The sequence below is a fragment of the Phytobacter diazotrophicus genome, from assembly GCF_052061655.1.
GTDB classification, from domain to species: Bacteria; Pseudomonadota; Gammaproteobacteria; order Enterobacterales; family Enterobacteriaceae; genus Phytobacter; species Phytobacter diazotrophicus.
Map to the genome: position 1 here is coordinate 1,796,082 of NZ_CM125428.1, position 18,494 is coordinate 1,814,575.

20 protein-coding genes are annotated in these 18,494 nt (G+C 52.9%); 10 read left to right on the forward strand and 10 right to left on the reverse strand.

Translation table 11 applies throughout. The features are described 5' to 3' along the window. Positions 1–38: 38 nt before the first annotated feature. Positions 39–1,844 carry a glycoside hydrolase family 15 protein gene (locus tag ACS0RQ_RS08615; protein ID WP_271850752.1) on the reverse strand — a complete coding sequence of 602 codons (1,806 nt, stop codon included), beginning with the start codon at positions 1,842–1,844 and terminating at the stop codon, positions 39–41. Positions 1,845–2,186: 342 nt separating this feature from the next. Beyond that, a complete protein-coding gene (locus tag ACS0RQ_RS08620; RefSeq protein WP_193793921.1) occupies positions 2,187–3,071 on the reverse strand; it encodes an SDR family oxidoreductase in 885 nt (294 codons plus the stop codon). 420 nt (positions 3,072–3,491) lie between these two features. On the opposite strand from ACS0RQ_RS08620, the gene ACS0RQ_RS08625 reads away from it, so the two are divergent. Further along, entirely contained in the window at positions 3,492–3,719 is a 228-nt protein-coding gene (locus tag ACS0RQ_RS08625; protein ID WP_041852031.1) for a BssS family protein, read from the forward strand. A 224-nt stretch (positions 3,720–3,943) separates the two neighbouring features. Continuing rightward, positions 3,944–4,369 (forward strand): hypothetical protein, encoded by a 426-nt coding sequence (locus tag ACS0RQ_RS08630; RefSeq protein ID WP_271850750.1) that lies wholly within the window; start codon positions 3,944–3,946, stop codon positions 4,367–4,369. Positions 4,370–4,387: 18 nt separating this feature from the next. Here the strand turns inward: ACS0RQ_RS08630 and sanA are convergent, their stop codons facing one another. The 5 genes from sanA to ACS0RQ_RS08655 all read right to left on the reverse strand — a co-directional run bounded on the left by sanA (position 4,388) and on the right by ACS0RQ_RS08655 (position 8,369). Further along, on the reverse strand, positions 4,388–5,104 hold the full coding sequence (gene sanA, locus ACS0RQ_RS08635) for an outer membrane permeability protein SanA (protein ID WP_041852029.1): 717 nt from the start codon (positions 5,102–5,104) through the stop codon (positions 4,388–4,390). 126 nt (positions 5,105–5,230) lie between these two features. Continuing rightward, a complete protein-coding gene (gene cdd, locus ACS0RQ_RS08640) occupies positions 5,231–6,115 on the reverse strand; it encodes a cytidine deaminase (RefSeq protein ID WP_271850749.1) in 885 nt (294 codons plus the stop codon). A 129-nt stretch (positions 6,116–6,244) separates the two neighbouring features. After that, a complete protein-coding gene (locus ACS0RQ_RS08645) occupies positions 6,245–6,940 on the reverse strand; it encodes a CidB/LrgB family autolysis modulator (protein ID WP_271850748.1) in 696 nt (231 codons plus the stop codon). Continuing rightward, positions 6,937–7,335: a CidA/LrgA family protein gene (locus ACS0RQ_RS08650; RefSeq protein ID WP_110294521.1), complete on the reverse strand. Its 399-nt coding sequence runs from the start codon at positions 7,333–7,335 to the stop codon at positions 6,937–6,939. Before ACS0RQ_RS08650 ends, ACS0RQ_RS08645 begins: the two co-directional genes overlap by 4 nt. Positions 7,336–7,472: 137 nt before the next feature. Then, complete coding sequence (locus tag ACS0RQ_RS08655) at positions 7,473–8,369, reverse strand: LysR family transcriptional regulator (RefSeq protein ID WP_271850747.1); 897 nt, start codon at positions 8,367–8,369, stop codon at positions 7,473–7,475. Between the two features lie 95 nt (positions 8,370–8,464). Between ACS0RQ_RS08655 and ACS0RQ_RS08660 the strand changes: the two genes are divergently transcribed. From ACS0RQ_RS08660 to ACS0RQ_RS08680, 5 genes are all read left to right on the forward strand, one after another. Continuing rightward, positions 8,465–9,007: a GNAT family N-acetyltransferase gene (locus tag ACS0RQ_RS08660; RefSeq protein WP_271850746.1), complete on the forward strand. Its 543-nt coding sequence runs from the start codon at positions 8,465–8,467 to the stop codon at positions 9,005–9,007. A gap of 79 nt (positions 9,008–9,086) precedes the next feature. Next, positions 9,087–10,025, forward strand: a complete 939-nt coding sequence (dusC, locus tag ACS0RQ_RS08665) for a tRNA dihydrouridine(16) synthase DusC (protein WP_110294518.1) — start codon at positions 9,087–9,089, stop codon at positions 10,023–10,025. Between the two features lie 152 nt (positions 10,026–10,177). Then, entirely contained in the window at positions 10,178–11,011 is an 834-nt protein-coding gene (bglG, locus tag ACS0RQ_RS08670) for a transcriptional antiterminator BglG (RefSeq protein WP_271850745.1), read from the forward strand. 141 nt (positions 11,012–11,152) lie between these two features. Continuing rightward, positions 11,153–13,012 (forward strand): PTS beta-glucoside transporter subunit IIABC, encoded by a 1,860-nt coding sequence (bglF, locus tag ACS0RQ_RS08675; protein ID WP_271850743.1) that lies wholly within the window; start codon positions 11,153–11,155, stop codon positions 13,010–13,012. A gap of 15 nt (positions 13,013–13,027) precedes the next feature. Continuing rightward, positions 13,028–14,422, forward strand: a complete 1,395-nt coding sequence (locus ACS0RQ_RS08680) for a glycoside hydrolase family 1 protein (protein WP_271850742.1) — start codon at positions 13,028–13,030, stop codon at positions 14,420–14,422. A 56-nt stretch (positions 14,423–14,478) separates the two neighbouring features. Here the strand turns inward: ACS0RQ_RS08680 and ACS0RQ_RS08685 are convergent, their stop codons facing one another. Then, positions 14,479–14,562, reverse strand: a complete 84-nt coding sequence (locus ACS0RQ_RS08685) for a small membrane protein YohP (protein WP_090085588.1) — start codon at positions 14,560–14,562, stop codon at positions 14,479–14,481. 109 nt (positions 14,563–14,671) lie between these two features. On the opposite strand from ACS0RQ_RS08685, the gene ACS0RQ_RS08690 reads away from it, so the two are divergent. Then, positions 14,672–15,445: an SDR family oxidoreductase gene (locus tag ACS0RQ_RS08690; protein WP_271850741.1), complete on the forward strand. Its 774-nt coding sequence runs from the start codon at positions 14,672–14,674 to the stop codon at positions 15,443–15,445. On the opposite strand, the gene ACS0RQ_RS08695 is transcribed toward ACS0RQ_RS08690, so the two are convergent. Further along, positions 15,446–16,027, reverse strand: coding sequence for a DedA family protein (locus ACS0RQ_RS08695; RefSeq protein WP_041852018.1), 582 nt, complete (start codon positions 16,025–16,027; stop codon positions 15,446–15,448). It abuts the gene before it with no gap. A 179-nt stretch (positions 16,028–16,206) separates the two neighbouring features. Between ACS0RQ_RS08695 and ACS0RQ_RS08700 the strand changes: the two genes are divergently transcribed. Together ACS0RQ_RS08700 and pbpG are read left to right on the forward strand one after the other, a co-directional pair. Beyond that, positions 16,207–16,794 carry a Yip1 family protein gene (locus tag ACS0RQ_RS08700; protein WP_271850740.1) on the forward strand — a complete coding sequence of 196 codons (588 nt, stop codon included), beginning with the start codon at positions 16,207–16,209 and terminating at the stop codon, positions 16,792–16,794. A 171-nt stretch (positions 16,795–16,965) separates the two neighbouring features. Further along, a complete protein-coding gene (gene pbpG, locus ACS0RQ_RS08705) occupies positions 16,966–17,904 on the forward strand; it encodes a D-alanyl-D-alanine endopeptidase (RefSeq protein ID WP_071195698.1) in 939 nt (312 codons plus the stop codon). On the opposite strand, the gene ACS0RQ_RS08710 is transcribed toward pbpG, so the two are convergent. Further along, entirely contained in the window at positions 17,905–18,459 is a 555-nt protein-coding gene (locus tag ACS0RQ_RS08710) for a GNAT family N-acetyltransferase (protein WP_271850739.1), read from the reverse strand. It lies immediately after the preceding gene. Between the last annotated feature and the right edge of the window lie 35 nt (positions 18,460–18,494).

An 18,494-nucleotide genomic window follows, 5' to 3' on the forward strand; every position in this document is an offset into this window, starting at 1 on the left:
TCCGGATAAGGTGTTTTAATGCCGAATCCGGGATTGCCTTACCTTGATAGCGCATCGGCGGCGCAAATCAGCGCCAGATGACTCAACCCCTGCGGCACGTTGCCGCGCCATTCGCCGCTACGCACATCGAACATCTCATTAAACGTCTCCACATTGCCCTTATCGCAGAGCGTCTTAAGGATGGTGTCCATACAGTGCCGGGCGCGGGTTTTATCCCCCATCTCCGCGAGCGCCTCCACCATCCAGAACGAACAGGCGACAAAAGTGCTCTCCTCCTGCTCGACACCGCTGTAGCGATAGAGCATGGGTTCGCCATGCCCCAGTTCGTCCATAATGGCGTTGAGGGTTGAACGCATGCGCTGCGGATTACAGTGCTTACCATAATGCCAGGCAAGACAGAGCGAGGCGTCGAGCCGCTCGCTGCCGGCATAAAAGGTATACGCCTGCTTTTTCTCCGACCAGCAATGCGTCTCGACCCACGCCTCGATACGCGCTTTTTCACGATCCCAGCGGGCCACCCAGGTTGCCTCCAGGTGCCCCTCGCGCGCCAGATGGGCGGCAATATCCAGCGTTATCCAGCAGGTGATTTTAGAGTGGGTATAGTGTTGCAGGTCGTGCAGTTCCCAGATGCCGGAGTCCGCCTGCTTCCAGATATCGGCGCAGGTATTCGCCAGCGAGGCGAGCAGCCGGGCGGTGGTGAGATCCAGCACGTGTCCGGCGCGGACAAACAGCAGGGCGGTAGCCAGCAGATCGCCATACATACTGAGCTGTTGCTGGTCACGTGCGTTATTGCCTATACGCACCGGGCGTGAGTTCTTATAGCCGCTTAATGGCGGGTAGCTTTCCGCCGGAACGATGCCGCCATCAAGGGTATAACAGACGCGGACTTTGCCGTCATGACGCAGGATGGTGTTGGTAAGCCACGAGAAGGCCGCCTTGCACTCTTCCAGCGCGCCGATAACGGTAAAAGCGCGGATGATCATGCAGGCATCTCGTGTCCAGGCGTAGCGGTAGTCATAGTTTTTCTCGCCGCCGATGCCTTCCGGCAACGATGTGGTCGGTGCCGCCGCCAGGGCGCCGGTCGGGGAATAGAGCAGGAACTTTAGCGCCAGCGCCGAACGCGTCACGTGCTCAGGGAACATGCCTTTATAGGTCAGGCTTTCGCACCATAACTGCCAGACGTGGTCGGAGATATCAATATGACCGTCAATTTTTTCAAGAGAGGGTACGGCGAGCGGCTCTTTATGGCTGACCAGCAACGCCACCAGTGACCGCACACCTTCGCGGGCGACAACGGTTCCCTCTATCGCGTGGTCATCGAAATGGGTGACGGTGACATCGTCCGAGGTCCGCAGCATCGCCATTAAATCGCCAATATGGATAACCTGGCCTTTATTGGTGTTCTGAATCCAGGGAGAGCGGGTACAGGCCGCCGTTCCCGGCACAAAGATCACTCTCAGTTCGACTTCGCCTTTAATGCCTTCGACGCGTCTTGCCAGTTCACACCAGGGCAGGCGTCCGGCGTAATTGCTATTGAGGGATTCAGTCAACATCACACAACCGGATGCTGTCTCATAAAAGGTTTCCAGCACATTGCTGTTTTCCCGGTAGCGGCGATCAACGCGATAATCGCTGATGGGCTCAATCTGAAAATAACCACCGCTGCTGGCGTCAAGAATGCGATCAAAGAGCGGTGGGGAGTCCATATTGGGGGCGCACCACCAGTCAATTGCGCCGTCGGGGGCGATTAACGCCACCGAGCGGCCATCGCCAATGGCGGCGTAATCGCCCAGTCCCGCATAGCCATCATGACGCGGTGGATGAGAGTACGATTCGTTCTTCATCTTTTCTCCTGGTCATAAGTATGGCGGCCATCTGCCGCCATAAATAAGTGCGTAGATCAAGCGTAACAAGGATTGGCGATAGCGCAGGAAAATGACCTGTCTTTTCATCAAGCTGACTAAAGGTCGCTGAGGATGTCTTCCCGTTTACCGTTGGCGATCCCGGTGAGTGCTATAGGTTCGGTTTGGATATCCGGGGCAAAAACGGAGCAGGGCGCAACGCGCGGAAAAATGAGAAATGTAAGCGAAACCGTGTGAGGTTGAACGTGTAATAAGAAAATTATTACCCGATGAAAAACAAGCGTAACCACAACAGGCATGGCAGGCCGTAGCCTGCCACAGGTTTTAGAGCGTTCCCGTTCCGCCGTCAGAACACCAGACCTGACCAGAAGAGTAGGAACTCTCATCCGAGGCAAACAGCACATACAATGGGGCAATCTCCACGGGTTGACCCGGGCGGCCAAGCGGTGCGGATGCGCCAAACTGTTTCACTTTTTCCTCGGGTTGGCCGCCACTTGATTGCAGCACTGTCCAGTATGGCCCTGGTGCGACGGCGTTGACGCGAATACCTTTGGCGCCAAGTTGCTGTGCCAATGCTTTGGTAAATGCGACTCCACAGGCTTTGGTTTGCGCATAGTCCAGCAGAATAGGGCTGGGCTGATAAGCCTGAACCGAGGTGGTATTGATAATCACCGCCCCTTCCTGCAAATGAGGGATGGCTGCTTTGGTTATCCAGAACGGCGCATACACGTTCGTTTTGAAGGTTGCATCAAACGCTTCGGTGGTCAGATCCTCAATGGATTCGCAGTACTGTTGGCGTCCGGCATTGTTGACCAGAATCTCCAGTCCTCCCAGTTCCCGGACGGCGCTTGCGACGAGTTGCTGGCAAAATGCTTCATCACGAACATCGCCAGGTAACGCGACTGCTTTTCGTCCTTCTGCGGCGATTAATGCGATCACCGCTTCGGCATCGGATTGCTCCTCAGGTAAATAATTAATCGCCACGTCAGCCCCTTCACGGGCAAAAGCAATAGCAACGGCACGACCAATACCTGAATCACCACCGGTAATTAATGCACGCTTACCTGCCAGCCTTCCGGAACCGATATAACTTGTTTCCCCATGATCGGGAATAGGTTTCATCTCGGAAGCCAACCCCGGCGGCTGTTGCGGCTGTGCCGGGAAAGGAGGCCGTGGGTAATGAAGATGTTTCTTATCCGCAGGTGACATAATTATTTTCCTCTTTTGTAAACCAGAATTTTAAGGTAGACCTTAATATTCATTCGCGCTATCAGAACAGAAATAACGAAACGTTTTTTTTAATTTTTATACAAACGGAACGCGCTATTTTTCTTATTTTTTGTAAAAGATAAAACTAGCGAAGCGGCTATTTCTATCAAACGATTCGTCAAGGATATATCTTTCGTTTGTCCATTTTTTGAACATGAGGGTAACAAACTGTTAACTGATAACTCCCTGTTGAATAACATATATTCAGAATTTACTTAGGCTGGTAATTAATAAGCGCGACGATATTGCGGATGGAATAACAAATTCATTTTTACATTAAAAGTTCACCTATTCTTTATTGTTAATTTTTGCATTTCGGTGCTACGCTGTTTGAGTCACAACATTCACAAGGAGATTAGGATGAACAATGAATCAGCATTTCCTGCATTTCCCGTTAATGGATGGCAGGTGGGAGCAGTGGAAGATTTGAATGGCGTGGTTATTCGTTTTGGTTACAGTACTTCCCCTTATGCGCCGGGCGGTTCAACGTTCGAGTCGCAGTTTTTTAGTCTGACGCCGGAGAAGGTTAAAAGCCTCATTTACGATCTCCAGGTTAGTCTGCATAAGTACGAAGAAAAAGTTGCCTGATATTCCTCAGTTTATAAATGATTAACATTGCAGCAGCTGTAGATCATTACAGCCTGCTGCCAGTTATTAGGTATCTTACTATTTTTATTTGTTAATTTTACTACATAATAGTTAAGTACCGCTACGTTAACGCTTAAGTCAATTCTTAATGTTGGCGTATTACATGCTTTTTACGCTATATAGTATAGGTGAGCAATCCATTGTGATGCTGAACTGGAGCGCCTATGAATGTTGTGTATTTTAAAGTTGATCACCCGCCGCACGAAAAACAAACCTCTGTTCACTTCCATTTAAAATCCGTGCAGCTACTACGCGATAATACTGTTGTTGCCGATTTTGGTGATCTTAAAATAACTAATTTGCCTGCCTGGTATTATACTGTTATCCCCACTGGATTCAGTAAAATTGAATTTTCAATACAAAATAGATCGCAGTTACGTATTGAATGTTATGCGGGTTACTTACGTACTGGTGAGTATATTGTCTCGACGCCCGGTGGCGAAATCACATTGCCATTTAATGCCCTCTCAGGGCTTTGGACACTGAATAAGCAAGGACAAGTCTATATCGACCATCAAGAATTTATGGCGCGCAATTATTCGCTACTTCGACCTGCCAAAATACCTGCACGTGGTGTATCCGTGTTTTGATGTGGGGTAGAGAGATATCTAGTTATTTTTCTTGTCTAAATCAAGTAGCTGCTCGACGGTCACCGCCGGGTAGCCCTGCGCATCGTCGGGTACTTCCTGCAATGAAGGAATAGGTTCCAGCGGGCCTAAGAAACGGGGTTCACGTTTGAACAGATATAAATCAGCGAGCGTCCCCAGACGTGCGCCAAATTCACGTATGCGTACGCTCCACATATTTTTCGGCGAAGGGACAGCATAACATTGCGCCTGGATGCCCATATGCTGGGCAATAAAAAGTGCACGTTCGCAATGAAAGCGCTGAGTGATAATAATAAAATCGTTGGTATCGAAAACCTTACGAGTACGAACAATCGAGTCGAGTGTGCGAAATCCTGCGTAGTCCAGCACGATATCAGAAGGGTCAACGCCAGCGGCAATCAGGTCCTTACGCATGGTCATCGGCTCATTATAACTTTGCAGAGCGTTATCGCCGCTTAGCAGCAGATAATTCACTTTGCCGCTGTTGTAGGCATTCAGCGCGCCCTGAATACGATAGCGGTAATACTGATTAATCACGCCAGTGCGGTAATATTTTGCGGTGCCCAGCACCACCCCTACCTGACGCCAGGGTAAATCCTGCAGGTCATCGTAGATGTAGGGTGCGGTTTTCCAGCTTATCCAGCGGTCTAAGCCGAGCGCAGTCAACAGCAGTAAGCCGATAAGGACCAACAGGCTGTATACAAAGCGCTTTAGCATGCGGACAAACTCGATACAGGATTAAATTTCACTCAAGGCTACTTTACCCGTTCGGCAATCGCAAGAAACGGGCGTTCAATTGCGGGGTTTTTCATCACTGCGGACAAAATGCCCGCAGTTGACTGGTCAGTCGAGCAAAACGCGCTCAACGTTCTGGCAACCCAGAGCGCGCAACGTGGCGACAGTCGCGTCCCATTGGGTGAGAGGGGCATCGGCTTTTTCGGCGAGTACTGCACGCTGCATATCCGGATAGTCGAACCCGGCCAGGCTCATCAGATTCAGCGCGCCCTGGAGTGGTGGCAATGTCGGGTTGAATGCGGCATTTTCCGCATAGCTGCCGCTGAAAATGCGCCCATTGCGACACTCAATAGCCACACCAGACGGTGACTGTGTATACGGCGTATGGCTTTTGTTGGCCGCTGCGATAGCCGCCTGAGAAAGCGCGTCTCCGCTGAGGGCAAACCCGTGGTCCTGAGCATCAAGTAACAGGGTTTTAATCTCAAGATCCTTCGGACCGAACGCGTCTGGCAGATAATCGCCCAGGGTATGCGGCGCACGCCCCGGTAAGTTAATACGTAGCGTCAGGCCGCTGTTCAGTTCATTCATAAACTGACGACAGTGACCGCAGGGGGTGTAATTAACGGTGATGGAGGCCAGCGCCTTTTCACCGCGCTGCCAGGCGTGGCTAATGGCACTCTGCTCTGCATGGACGGTTTGCTGCATGGTGGCGCCAGGGAATTCCATATTGCTGCCGAAATACCAGGTGCCGCTGACGCCGCGGGCAATCGCGCCGACGTTAAAGTGCGAAAGCTCAGTACGTGCGCAGGCTGCTGCTAACGGTAACAGAGCGAAAGCCAACGCGTCTTCGTCCATCCCTGTGGCGTTAAGCAGAGTCGCTACCTGTTCTGCGTTTAACATCGCGGGAAAATCCGCGTCCGCCAGCAGCGGCGCCAGTGCGGCCTGTAAATTCTCCGCAAGGGTCGGAAACGCAGTGTGAAAACGTGAATGCATGGCGTTGCCTCATAACAATGTATTGGGATCGTAGTGTAAGGGCCGTTTTAGCCTTTATATGTGATCAACATCTCGCTGTATATGCAACGTATGCAATTCAAATTAAAAATGCGCGACGCATCGCAAATTTTAGCCCGCTATCGCGAGGATTACCGGGAACAGGAATGGCGCAATCAATGACGTAATAATCCCACAAATGACCAGCGCCAGTGAGCTAAAGGCCCCTTCCTGATAATCCAGCTCTGCACAACGCGCGGTACCCAGGGCGTGCGACGCGGTGCCCATCGCCAGGCCACGTGCTGATTTTGTGTGGATACGCATGGCATTCAGCATGGTATGGCCGAAGACCGCGCCCAGGACGCCGACAAAAATCACACAGACTGCGCTAATTGCCGGAATACCGCCAATGCTGCCGCCAACCGCCATAGCAATCGGCGTGGTGACCGATTTAGGCAGAATGGACGCGGCAATCTCTGGCGATGCCCCCAACATCAGTGCAATACCGGCGCCGCTCGCCATCGCCACGATACTGCCAAAAAAGCAGATAGTGATGATGGATTTCCAGCGCGCGCGAATCTGGTGCAACTGCTCATAAAGCGGAAACGCCAGGGCAACCACGGCAGGCTGCAATAAATCATTAAGGATTTTGCTGCCCTGGAAGTAGTGGTCATAGGGGATACCGGTGACCAGCAGGAACGGGATAATGACCACCATCGCAATCAGCAACGGATTTAGCAGCGCCATCTTGTAACGTGCGGAGAGCTTACGTGCAGCAAAAAAGACCGCCAGCGTGAGCGGAAGCGACCACCAGATATATGCCATCATTTTTCACTTCCCTTCTCGCCAACGACTTTACGCTCGCCGTGGATCAGATGCGTACTCCAGCTCACCACGAGAAAGACAATCACCGTACTGACGGCACAGGAGACCACTATCGGCCCAAACTGTGCGCGCAGAATGTCGTAATATTGCATTACGCCTACGCCGATCGGCACAAACAGTAGCGCCATGTAGCGTATCAGCACGTAGCAACCGGGATTGACCCATTTGGCGGGCAGAATTTGCAGGGCCAATAGGACAAACATAATTAACATGCCGATAATGCTGCCGGGAATCGTAATAGGCAGCAGTGATGAAATATAAATTCCTGCGTATAAACAAGCGTATATCAGGACAAATGCGCGAAGGTACTGCCAGACAATGTTCAGTGATTTACTCATGGTGTATACCCTTGATGAAACGCATTCATCATACAATTAAAGCCGGAAATGTGCTACCGATCACATCATGAATTCTGAGCATACCAAACATTCCATTCTGGAACGTCGGGCATCACCACAAGATTGTTGTTCCTGGATTACGCGCTGTCTTTATGCTCTGCGGAGGGGATCGCCTGAATGCTGTGGATCACTTCGCGCATTGCGCGATTCACGACTTTGTCCTGGCGCATAATCAGCCCAAGCGTGCGATGCAGCGCAGGGACCAGCGGCTGAACAGTTAAGCCAGCGCAATCCTCTGCCTGCGTTACTGACATCCGCGGCACAATGCTGTAACCAAGCCCTGCGCGCACCATCCGTTTTATCGCCTCAATACTGCCAAGCTCCATCACTGGCGAGACATTCTTACCGGCACGCTGAAACCAGCCGTCAATAAGCTGGCGCGTACTGCTACCGGAAGCAAAAACGATCAGCGGCAGTTGCGCTGTCTCTATACCAGACTCGCCCTCGGGCGGTTTCGCCGTAATAGAGACAAATTCATCGACCAGGACTGGCGTTACATCCAGATTTCTGCTGGTGGCGGGCAGGGTAACAAGGCCGATGTCGATACTGTTCTCCTCCACGCCCCGGACAATATCCTGCGTATTGCCGGTTCTGACGCCAACCGAGAGCTGAGGATACTCTTTGCGTAGCTGTTGCAATATGGCAGGTAATAAATGAATACAAACCGTGGCGCCAGTGCCAAGCGTCACCGTGCCGCTGATATCGAGTTTATGCATAGCAACAGACTGCACGGCAGCGCTAACGGCTTTTTCGATTTCTTCGCAGTGGGCCAGTAATGTCAGCCCTGCCGGTGTCGGGCGAACGCCGCGACCGGTGCGTTCAATCAGGCGGGTTTGCAGCGCGGTCTCCAACTGGCGCATCTGCAAACTGACCGCAGGTTGCGAGATCCCCAGCGCTTCGGCGGCAGCGGTAAAGCTGCGACGGCTGATGACCAGCCTGTAGGTCGTCAATTGATCGAGACTGAGGTGTGCCATCCAAAGTTTTCCTTATACAGGTAATAAGCGCAGCACTATGTCTGTACTTATGCGTTACGGCTAGCCTGTCAACACACCTGAGCAGGAGCCGGACAATGGAAATTATCGAAGCAGAAGAACAACATATTAGCGCAATGCAGCAAATATACGCCTGGCACGTGGTGAATGGCAGCGCCTCATTTGAAACCGCTGCGCCTGACAGAGAGGAAATGCTGGCGCGTTTGAACAAGACTCGCAGCGCCGGATTGCCGTGGTTTGTCATCCTTGAAGAGGGGATCGTGAAAGGCTATTGCTACCTCTCACACTATCGCACGCGTTATGCCTACCGCTACACGCTGGAGGATTCTATCTATATTGATGAACAATTTCGCCAGCGCGGAGCAGGCAAAGCGTTATTGGCGAAAGCCATTGAATGGGCGGAAAATCACGGCTATCGCCAGCTTATTGCCGTTGTTGGCAACAGTGAAAATGTGGGGTCGCTGCGCCTGCATCAGCAGGCGGGTTTTACCCTGACAGGGACGCTGAACAATGTCGGTTTTAAACATGGTCGCTGGCTGGATATTGTTATTATGCAGCGCACGCTGGGTGAGGGGAGTTCGAGCCTTCCGATCACAAATGCTTACCCTCGCTCGGCCTGATGCAGCAGCGTTTTGAAACACACTTTCTTCCCTGTGTCAGAGGCGCTACTATGTCGCCTCATTTTTTCAGGGGCAATGTATGCGTGTATTACTGGCGCCGATGGAAGGTGTGCTCGATTCGCTGGTGCGCGAGCTGCTGACCGAGGTTAACGACTACGATCACTGTATCACCGAGTTTGTGCGGGTGGTTGACCAACTGTTGCCGGCGAAATCGTTTTACCGCATCTGCCCTGAACTGCATCATCAAAGTCGCACCCCCTCCGGTACGCTGGTTCGCGTACAACTACTGGGGCAATACCCCGAGTGGCTGGCGGAAAACGCGGCTCGTGCGGTGGAGTTAGGTTCGTGGGGCGTCGATCTCAACTGCGGCTGTCCGTCGAAGCTGGTGAATGGCAGCGGCGGCGGGGCAACGTTGCTCAAAGACCCTGAGCTGATTTATCGCGGGGCGAAAGCCATGCGCGAAGCCGTGCCCGCTCATCTGCCGGTAACGGTAAAAGTGCGTCTGGGTTGGGATAGCGGCGCACGACAGTTTGAAATTGCCGATGCCGTTCAGCAGGCCGGCGCTTCTGAGCTGGTGGTTCACGGACGAACAAAAGAAGACGGCTATAAAGCTGAGCGTATTAACTGGCAGGCCATTGGTGAGATTCGCCAGCGTCTTAGCATTCCGGTTGTCGCGAATGGCGAGATCTGGGACTGGCAGAGCGCGCAGGACTGCATGGCAGCAACCGGCTGCGATGCGGTAATGATTGGTCGTGGCGCGCTGAACGTCCCCAACCTGAGCCGGGTTGTCAAAGAAAACGCGCCGCGTATGCCCTGGCCCGAGGTTGTTGCGCTGTTGCAAAAATACACGCGGCTGGAAAAGCAGGGTGATACCGGGATGTATCATGTGGCGCGAATCAAACAGTGGCTGGGCTATCTGCGCAAAGAGTATGCCGAAGCGATTACGCTGTTCGAGCAGATTCGTACCCTTAAGAGTTCGCCGGACATAGCCCGCGCGATTCAGGCGCTGAAAGCGTAAACTCTGCGATCATAGTCACGTTTTTGTGTGGCATTGATTGAGTGAATGAAGCAACCTGATAAAGTTTCCTTCGGATTGTTACTGCGTAAGCAGGCTAAACCTGATGTTCTGGCATTTGCCGGAAGTCAGGTTTTTTTGTTTCTGGGGTTCGGATGAAAATCGCCAAAATACTTAATAATAATGTGGTGGTCGTGCTGGATGAACAACAACACGAGCAGGTCGTTATGGGCCGGGGGCTCGCGTTCCAGAAACGTACCGGCGATGAGCTGGATGACAGCAAAATCGAGAAGATTTTTGCCCTGCAAAGTGACGAACTGGTCAGACGCTTAAGCGAGTTGCTCAATCAGATCCCGCTTGAGGTGATGACCGCCTGCGATCGCATTATTGAACTGGCGCGCGGTCGGCTGGGGAAGTTGCAAGATAGCCTCTATATCACTCTGACAGACCACTGCTTTTTTGCCATTGAACGGCTGAAAACAGGGCAGGTGATTCGCAATGTTCTGTTGTGGGAGATACGCCGTCTCTATCCCAAAGAGTTCCAGATTGGGCAAGAGGCGCGGGCAATCATCGCAAGACGCCTGGGCGTGGAATTACCAGAAGATGAAGCCGGATTTATCGCGCTGCACCTGGTCACTGCCCAGCTTAACAGTGATATGCCGGATGTTATGCATATCACTAAAGTGATGCAGGAGATCCTGCATATCGTGAAGTACCAGTTGAAACTCGACTATAACGAAGAGTCGCTCAGCTATCATCGGTTCGTCACGCACCTTAAATTTTTCTCGCAGCGGATGTTAACCCGCACAGTGGTCGAGGATGACGATTTGTCGCTGCACCAGGCGGTTAAAGAGAACTATGCCAGCGCCTGGCGTTGTGCGGAAAAGGTGGCCCGCCATCTGGAACAAAACTATCAGCGGAACCTCACCACAGAAGAGATTATGTTCCTTGCGATTCATATTGAGCGTGTACGAAAAGACAAACGCTAAAAATAGCGTGAAGAACGAAGTGTAAAACAGGATTGTTACTGCATCTCGCAGGCAAAACCTGAGCCCGGCCCGCGAGGTGCTGGACTCAGGTTTTTTTTTATCTCAGTCACAGCCTTCGGGCATAAGAAGTAAGGAAAAAGCATGGAATATCAAGCGCTGGCGAAAGATATTCTCAGCCACGTTGGGGGCAAGGAGAACATTACCAGCCTGGTGCACTGCGCCACCCGGTTACGCTTTAAGCTCAAAGATAACAAGAAAGCGGATGGCGAAGGGCTGAAAGCCAACCCGGGCATCATTATGGTGGTCGAAAGCGGCGGGCAGTTTCAGGTTGTGGTCGGTAACCACGTTCATGACGTATGGCAGGCGGTGCGTGATGAAGCCGGGCTTACAGATGACACACCGGTTGCTGAGCCGGAACAAGGGGAGAAAGTCTCTCTTGTTGGTCGCGTGATCGACGTCGTCTCCGGCATTTTTACCCCTTTTATCGGTATCATGGCGGCATCAGGGATCCTGAAAGGGCTGCTGGCGCTGGCCGTGGTCTGCGGCTGGTTGACGACAAAAAGCGGAACATATCAAATCTGGTTTGCCGCCAGCGACGCGCTGTTCTTCTTCTTCCCGCTGATTCTCGGTTACACCGCCGGGAAGAAATTTGGCGGTAACGCCTTTGTGACCCTCGCGATTGGCGGCGCGCTGACCCACCCGATGATGATAAAAGCCTTTGAAGCAAGCCAGACACCAGGGGCGGTCAGCGAAACGTTTTTGGGAATTCCGATAACTTTTATCAATTACAGCGGCTCGGTTATTCCGATCATCATTGCCGCCTGGGCAAGCTGCTGGCTGGAAAAGCAATGTAATAAATTCCTGCACTCGGCAGTGAAGAACTTTTTTAGTCCGCTGATCTGTATCGCGGTGATTGTGCCGCTGACCTTCCTGGCGATCGGTCCGCTGGCGACCTTGCTGAGCCAGGGGCTGGCGCACGGCTATCAGGCCATCTACCTCTTTGCGCCCTGGCTTGCTGGCGCAGCGTTGGGTGCGCTGTGGCAAGTGTGCGTGATTTTCGGTCTGCACTGGGGTCTGGTGCCGCTCATGATCAATAACCTGACCGTGTTCGGCCAGGACACGATGCTGCCCATTTTACTGCCTGCGGTACTGGGCCAGGTGGGGGCGGTACTGGGGATTTTCCTGCGTACCCGTGATCCTCGTCAGAAAATACTGGCCGGTTCGGCGGCCACGGCGGGTATCTTCGGTATTACTGAACCGGCGGTCTATGGTCTGACGCTACCGCTGCGCCGTCCGTTTATTTTTGGTTGCGTTTCCGGGGCTATCGGCGGGGCGATTGTTGGCTTTAGCGACAGTCACGTCTACTCGTTTGGTTTTGCCAATGTCTTTACTCTGGCGCAGATGATCCCGCCGGGCGGTGTGGATGCCACCCTGTGGGGCGGGATTCTGGGCACGGTTGTTTCACTGGTGCTGGCGTGCATCCTGACCTTTGTGGCGGGGATGCCGAAAACGGCTGCGGTGACAAAACCGATTGCCGTTGTGCCGGGTGAAAACGACATCCTCTCACCAATGACCGGAACCGTACTGGCGCTGGAGCAGGTGCCGGACAGCACCTTTGCCGCCGGGTTGCTCGGCCAGGGGGCGGCGATTATTCCCTCTGACAATAAAGTGATTGCGCCCTTTGCCGGTGAAGTGGCCTCACTCTTTCAGACAAAACATGCCATCGGTTTATTAAGCGACAGCGGTATTGAGGTGCTGATCCACGTGGGCATTGATACCGTCAAGCTGGAGGGCAAGCCCTTTACCGCGCATGTCAGCGTTGGCGATAAAGTTCAGCCTGGCGATTTACTGCTGGAGTTCGATCGCGATGCGATCCTCTCGGCCGGATACGATCTGGCAACGCCCATCATCATCAGCAACAGTGACGACTATCGCGCTGTGACGACCGTGGCATCGACATCGGTGGAATCCGGCATGCCGCTACTGGCCGTCAATCGTTAATCAAAGGAGATATCAATGAATACATTCCCGAATGACTTCTTATGGGGCGGCGCTATCGCTGCAAACCAGGTGGAAGGCGCTTATCTGGAAGACGGCAAAGGCCTTTCCACCTCGGATGTGCAACCAAAAGGCGTATTCGGTGACGTGGTAGAGCGCGTGGCAGGTGACAGCGGCCTGAAAGATGTCGCTATCGATTTCTATCACCGCTACCCGGAAGATATCGCCCTGTTTGCGGAAATGGGTTTTAGCTGCCTGCGGGTGTCCATTGCCTGGACGCGTATTTTCCCCAACGGTGATGAAACCACGCCCAACGAAGCGGGGCTGGCGTTCTACGACAAACTCTTTGATGAGATGATCAGCAAAGGGATGACGCCGCTGGTGACGTTATCGCATTACGAAATGCCATGGGGGCTGGTGAAAGGTTACGGCGGCTGGGGCAGCCGTCAGACCATTACCTTCTTTGAGCGTTATGCCCGCACGGTATTTGAACGTTATAAGAACAAAGTGAAGCTGTGGCTGACTTTTAACGAGATCAACATGTCTCTGCATGCCCCGATGACGGGTGTCGGCCTGCCGGAAGGTAGCAGCAAAGCGGAGATCTTCCAGGCTATCCACCATCAGCTTGTGGCGAGCGCGCTGGCGGTAAAAGCCTGCCACGAGATTATCCCGGATGCCAAAATCGGCAACATGATCCTCGGCGGCCTGATGTATCCGCTGAGCTGCAAACCGGAAGACGTACTGGAAACGCTGCAGCAAAACCGCACCTGGCAGTTCTTTGGCGACGTGCAGTGCCGTGGCGAATATCCGGGTTATATGCTGCGTTTCTTCCGCGAAAACGGCATTACTCTCAACATCAGCGATGCGGATCGTGACGCGCTGCGCACCACCATCGATTTTATCTCGTTTAGCTACTATATGACCGGCTGTGTGACGACCGACGAAGAGCTGAACCAGAAAGCGCGCGGCAACATACTCAGCATGGTACCGAACCCGCACCTTGCAAGCTCAGAATGGGGCTGGCAGATTGACCCGGTTGGCCTGCGCACGCTGCTGAACGTCATGTGGGATCGCTGGCAGAAACCGTTATTTATCGTGGAAAACGGTCTGGGTGCGAAAGACAAACCGGAAGCGGATGGCAGCATCAATGACGATTACCGCATCAGCTATCTTAACGATCACCTCGTGCAGGTACGCGAAGCCATTGAAGACGGGGTGGCGGTGATGGGGTATACCAGTTGGGGGCCAATCGATCTGGTGAGCGCGTCAAAAGCAGAGATTTCCAAACGCTATGGCTTTATCTACGTTGATCGTGATGACGCCGGTAACGGTACGCTGGCGCGCAGCCGTAAGAAAAGTTTCTGGTGGTATCAGGAAGTCATCGCCAGCAAAGGGGCATCGCTCAAGCGATAAGCTAACGGCAGTCTTTCGAAATACCCCTCACTTCCAGGGAGGTGAGGGGGGATTTTTTAGAAAATCATCTTAAACACGCCGGTGACCACCAACAGCCCAATCAAAAAGATAATCAAAATAACCCACAGCAATACCTTCAACATGCTTTTCTCTCCCTTGATGCGTTGTACTCACCGCAAAGTGTAGCAATCGTTCAGAAATATGCCTTTTCTCTATACTGAAGGTTTGGCCTCACGACCGGAGGGGAAAATGACCATACAGAAAGTCGCTATTGTGACCGCAGCGGATTCAGGTATTGGTAAAGCCTGCGCGCTAATGCTGGCGGAAAAAGGGCTTGATATTGGTATCACCTGGCACTCAGATGACAGCGGGGCGCGCGATACTGTTCAACAGGTAGAAGCGCGCGGCAGACAGGCCCGTACCATCCAGCTCGACTTAAGCCATCTGCCGGACGGCGCTCAGGCTATCGAGACGCTGATTAACGCGTTCGGCCGTGTCGATGCGCTGGTCAATAATGCCGGCGCAATGACCAAAGCCCCGTTTTTGGATGTTAGCCTGGAAGCGTGGCGGAAGATTTTTACCGTGGATGTTGAAGGGGCGATGTTGTGTTCACAAATTGCCGCGCGTCATATGGTTAAGCAGGGGCAGGGGGGACGTATTGTGAATATCACCTCTGTGCATGAACATACCCCATTGCCCGAAGCCAGCGCCTATACGGCGGCGAAACATGCGTTGGGCGGATTAACCAAATCCATGGCACTGGAGCTTGTTAGTTACAACATACTTGTGAATGCAGTGGCGCCCGGTGCCATAGCCACGCCGATGAATAATATGAGCGATGATGACGCTAAACCGGGCTCTATGCCGAACATCCCGCTGGCAAGGCCCGGTAAAACCCAGGAGATCGCGAGCCTGGTGGCGTGGCTCTGCTCTGATGACGCCAGTTATACCACCGGGCAATCGTTCATCGTCGACGGCGGCTTTATGCTGGCGAATCCGCAGTTTAACGCCAGCCGCCATTAACTACTCTGACGGTGGGTTGCGGCGTTTTTTTTGCCGATGCCGCAGCCACCAGCGCACGGAAAAGACCACCACCACGGCCAGTACCAGCCAAATCAGCTTCTTAAGATGGTGATCAAACTGATGCAGCCACGGCCCGATAACTTCCCCACCCAGGTAGCCTAACGTCGTGAAAATCAATGCCCAGACGATGGCACCGAAAATATTCAGTGGCAGGAAGATTTTTGGGGGCAGATGGCTGGCGCCGATCAGTAGCGGCCCGATGATGCGAAAGCCGTACATAAAACGCGTACCGATGACAAACAACCAGGGACGGCGGTTAATCATGCGTTGTGCCTGGTTAATTTTGTCCTGATGGCGGGAAAAGCGTTGCAGGATCTTCATGCCATATCGGCGCCCCAGCAAATAGAGCAACTGGTCTCCAATCATCCCACCGAGCGCAACGGCCATGACCACCAGCGGAAACTTAAGCAACCCCTGATGCGCGGCAACGCCACCCAGCAGGGTGATGGTTTCCCCCTCAGCAATACTACCAACAACCAGCGCGGCATAGCCGTACTGGCTAATAAGATGATTCATATCCATAGGTCCAACAATTCTCCCGTTAAACCCTTTAAGCATACACCCTATGAATTGAATGCGCCGACAACCACGGTTTCGTTGCGTGGATTATCGCTACGTATTTTTTGATCTGAACACAAAATAACCAGCAGAGTGACTTATACTTAAGGTGTCTGTATTCGGGCATTCAGCAAGGGGGCGTTATGAACCATGTCTGGGGACTTTTTTCCCATCCCGATCGTGAAATGCAGGTCATAAAGGGCGAAAACGAAACCGTTTCGCATCACTACACCCACCATGTCCTGATCATGGCGGCGATTCCCGTTATCTGTGCTTTTATTGGCACGACGCAAATAGGCTGGAATTTTGGCGAAGAGAGCGTGGTTCAGTTGAACTGGTTTACCGCGTTTTATCTGGCCGTCATTTTCTATGCGCTGATGCTGGCCGGTGTGGCGGTGATGGGCCGTGTGATTTGGTGGATGGCAAGGAGCTACCCGCAGCGTCCCTCTCTGGCGCGCTGTATGGTGTTTGCCGGGTATGTCGCAACGCCACTCTTTTTGAGCGGTCTTGTGGCGCTCTATCCGTTGGTCTGGCTGTGCGCGTTGGCGGGGACAGTAGCACTCTTCTATACCGGTTATCTGCTCTACGTAGGGATACCCACCTTCCTCAATATCAACCGAGAGGAAGGGCTAAGTTTCTCCAGTTCGACGCTGGCGATTGGGGTGCTGGTACTTGAAGTGCTGCTGGCGCTCACGGTCATTCTTTGGGGTTACGGCTACCGTCTGTTCTAATCGCATTGCGTTGCTGGTTGAAGTACCAGCAACGCAATCTTCTGCAATGAATCTTGTGTGGCGACATGCGGGCGTGGCGGCTATTATGCCAGGGCCAGCTTCTGTTATTTACTTCCTGAACAGATGCGGTGTGCGTAATCACGTGCATGAATAATCATCAGAAGTCACACCATGCTGAAAATCCGAGTTTCTTTATTAAGCCTCGCGCTTATGTTTGCCGTGCCCGTCGCACCGCAGGCGCTGGCAAAAACTGCTGCGGCAACGGCGTCCGCGCAACCTGAAATCGCCTCCGGTAGCGCGATGATTGTCGATTTACAAACCAACCAGGTTATCTATTCCAGCCACCCGGATCTGGTACGTCCCATCGCGTCTATCACTAAGCTGATGACGGCAATGGTAGTGCTGGATGCGCATCTGCCGCTGGATGAAAAAATAAAAGTGGATATCAGCCATACGCCGGAAATGAAAGGGATCTACTCTCGCGTACGTCTGAACAGTGAAATCAGCCGCAAAGATATGCTGCTGCTGGCGCTGATGTCCTCAGAAAACCGTGCGGCGGCGAGCCTTGCTCACCATTATCCTGGTGGATATGACGCGTTTATTCGTGCGATGAATGCAAAAGCGAAGGCGCTGGGCATGACGCATACCCGTTATGTCGAGCCGACAGGCTTATCTATCAGCAATGTGTCCACGGCGAGCGACTTGATTAAACTGCTTGTGGCCACAAAACAGTATCCGCTGCTGGGCCAGTTGAGCACCACGCGGGAAGACATGGCGACGTTCAGTAACCCGGGATATACGCTGCCGTTCCGTAATACCAACCATCTGGTGTATCGCGATAACTGGAATATTCAGTTGACCAAAACCGGGTTTACCAATGCGGCGGGTCACTGCCTGGTGATGCGTACCGTTATTAATAATAAACCGGTGGCACTGGTGGTGATGGATGCTTTCGGGAAATATACCCACTTTGCGGATGCCAGCCGTTTACGGACCTGGATTGAAACCGGGAAAGCACAGCCTGTACCCGCTTCTGCATTAAGCTACAAACGTCAGAAAGCGGCGCAGATGGTGGAAAACCACGGCGCACAAACCGCGCAAAACGACTAATTATTCCGGCAGCGTCCAGTCACCATCGTTGAGTGGGCGCTGCATGATAACCGTATCCCGCCAGTCACCTTTCTTGTAGCCCACGCTGCGTAACTGCCCGACAATTTCAAAGCCGTGTTTTTTATGCAGGCGCAGCGATCCGGCATTATTTTGCCCATCGCCGATTACCGCGATCATCTGCCGCCACGGACCTTCTTCACATCTTGCGATCAGCGCATCCATCAGCATACTGCCAATGCCATGTCCGGTCATACTGGCGTCAACATAGATAGACTCTTCCAGGGTATAGCGGTAGGCCTGGCGCGGACGGTAAGGACTTGCGTAGCAATACCCCACCACGATGCCGTGGTAGAGCGCGACCATCCAGGGGAGCCCGTCATTGGCGATTTTGTGCATGCGTTGGCGCATTTCGTCGATAGTGGGCGGCACTTCTTCGAAGGAGGCGCGGCCATGCAGCACGTGCCAGGCATAGAGAGATGAAATCGCATGAACATCATCAAGCGTGGCATCACGCACCACGAGTGCGTTTTCGGACAGGACATCAACGGCAGACATGATGGAGTAACTCCTCAATGTAGCAGGCCAGAGAA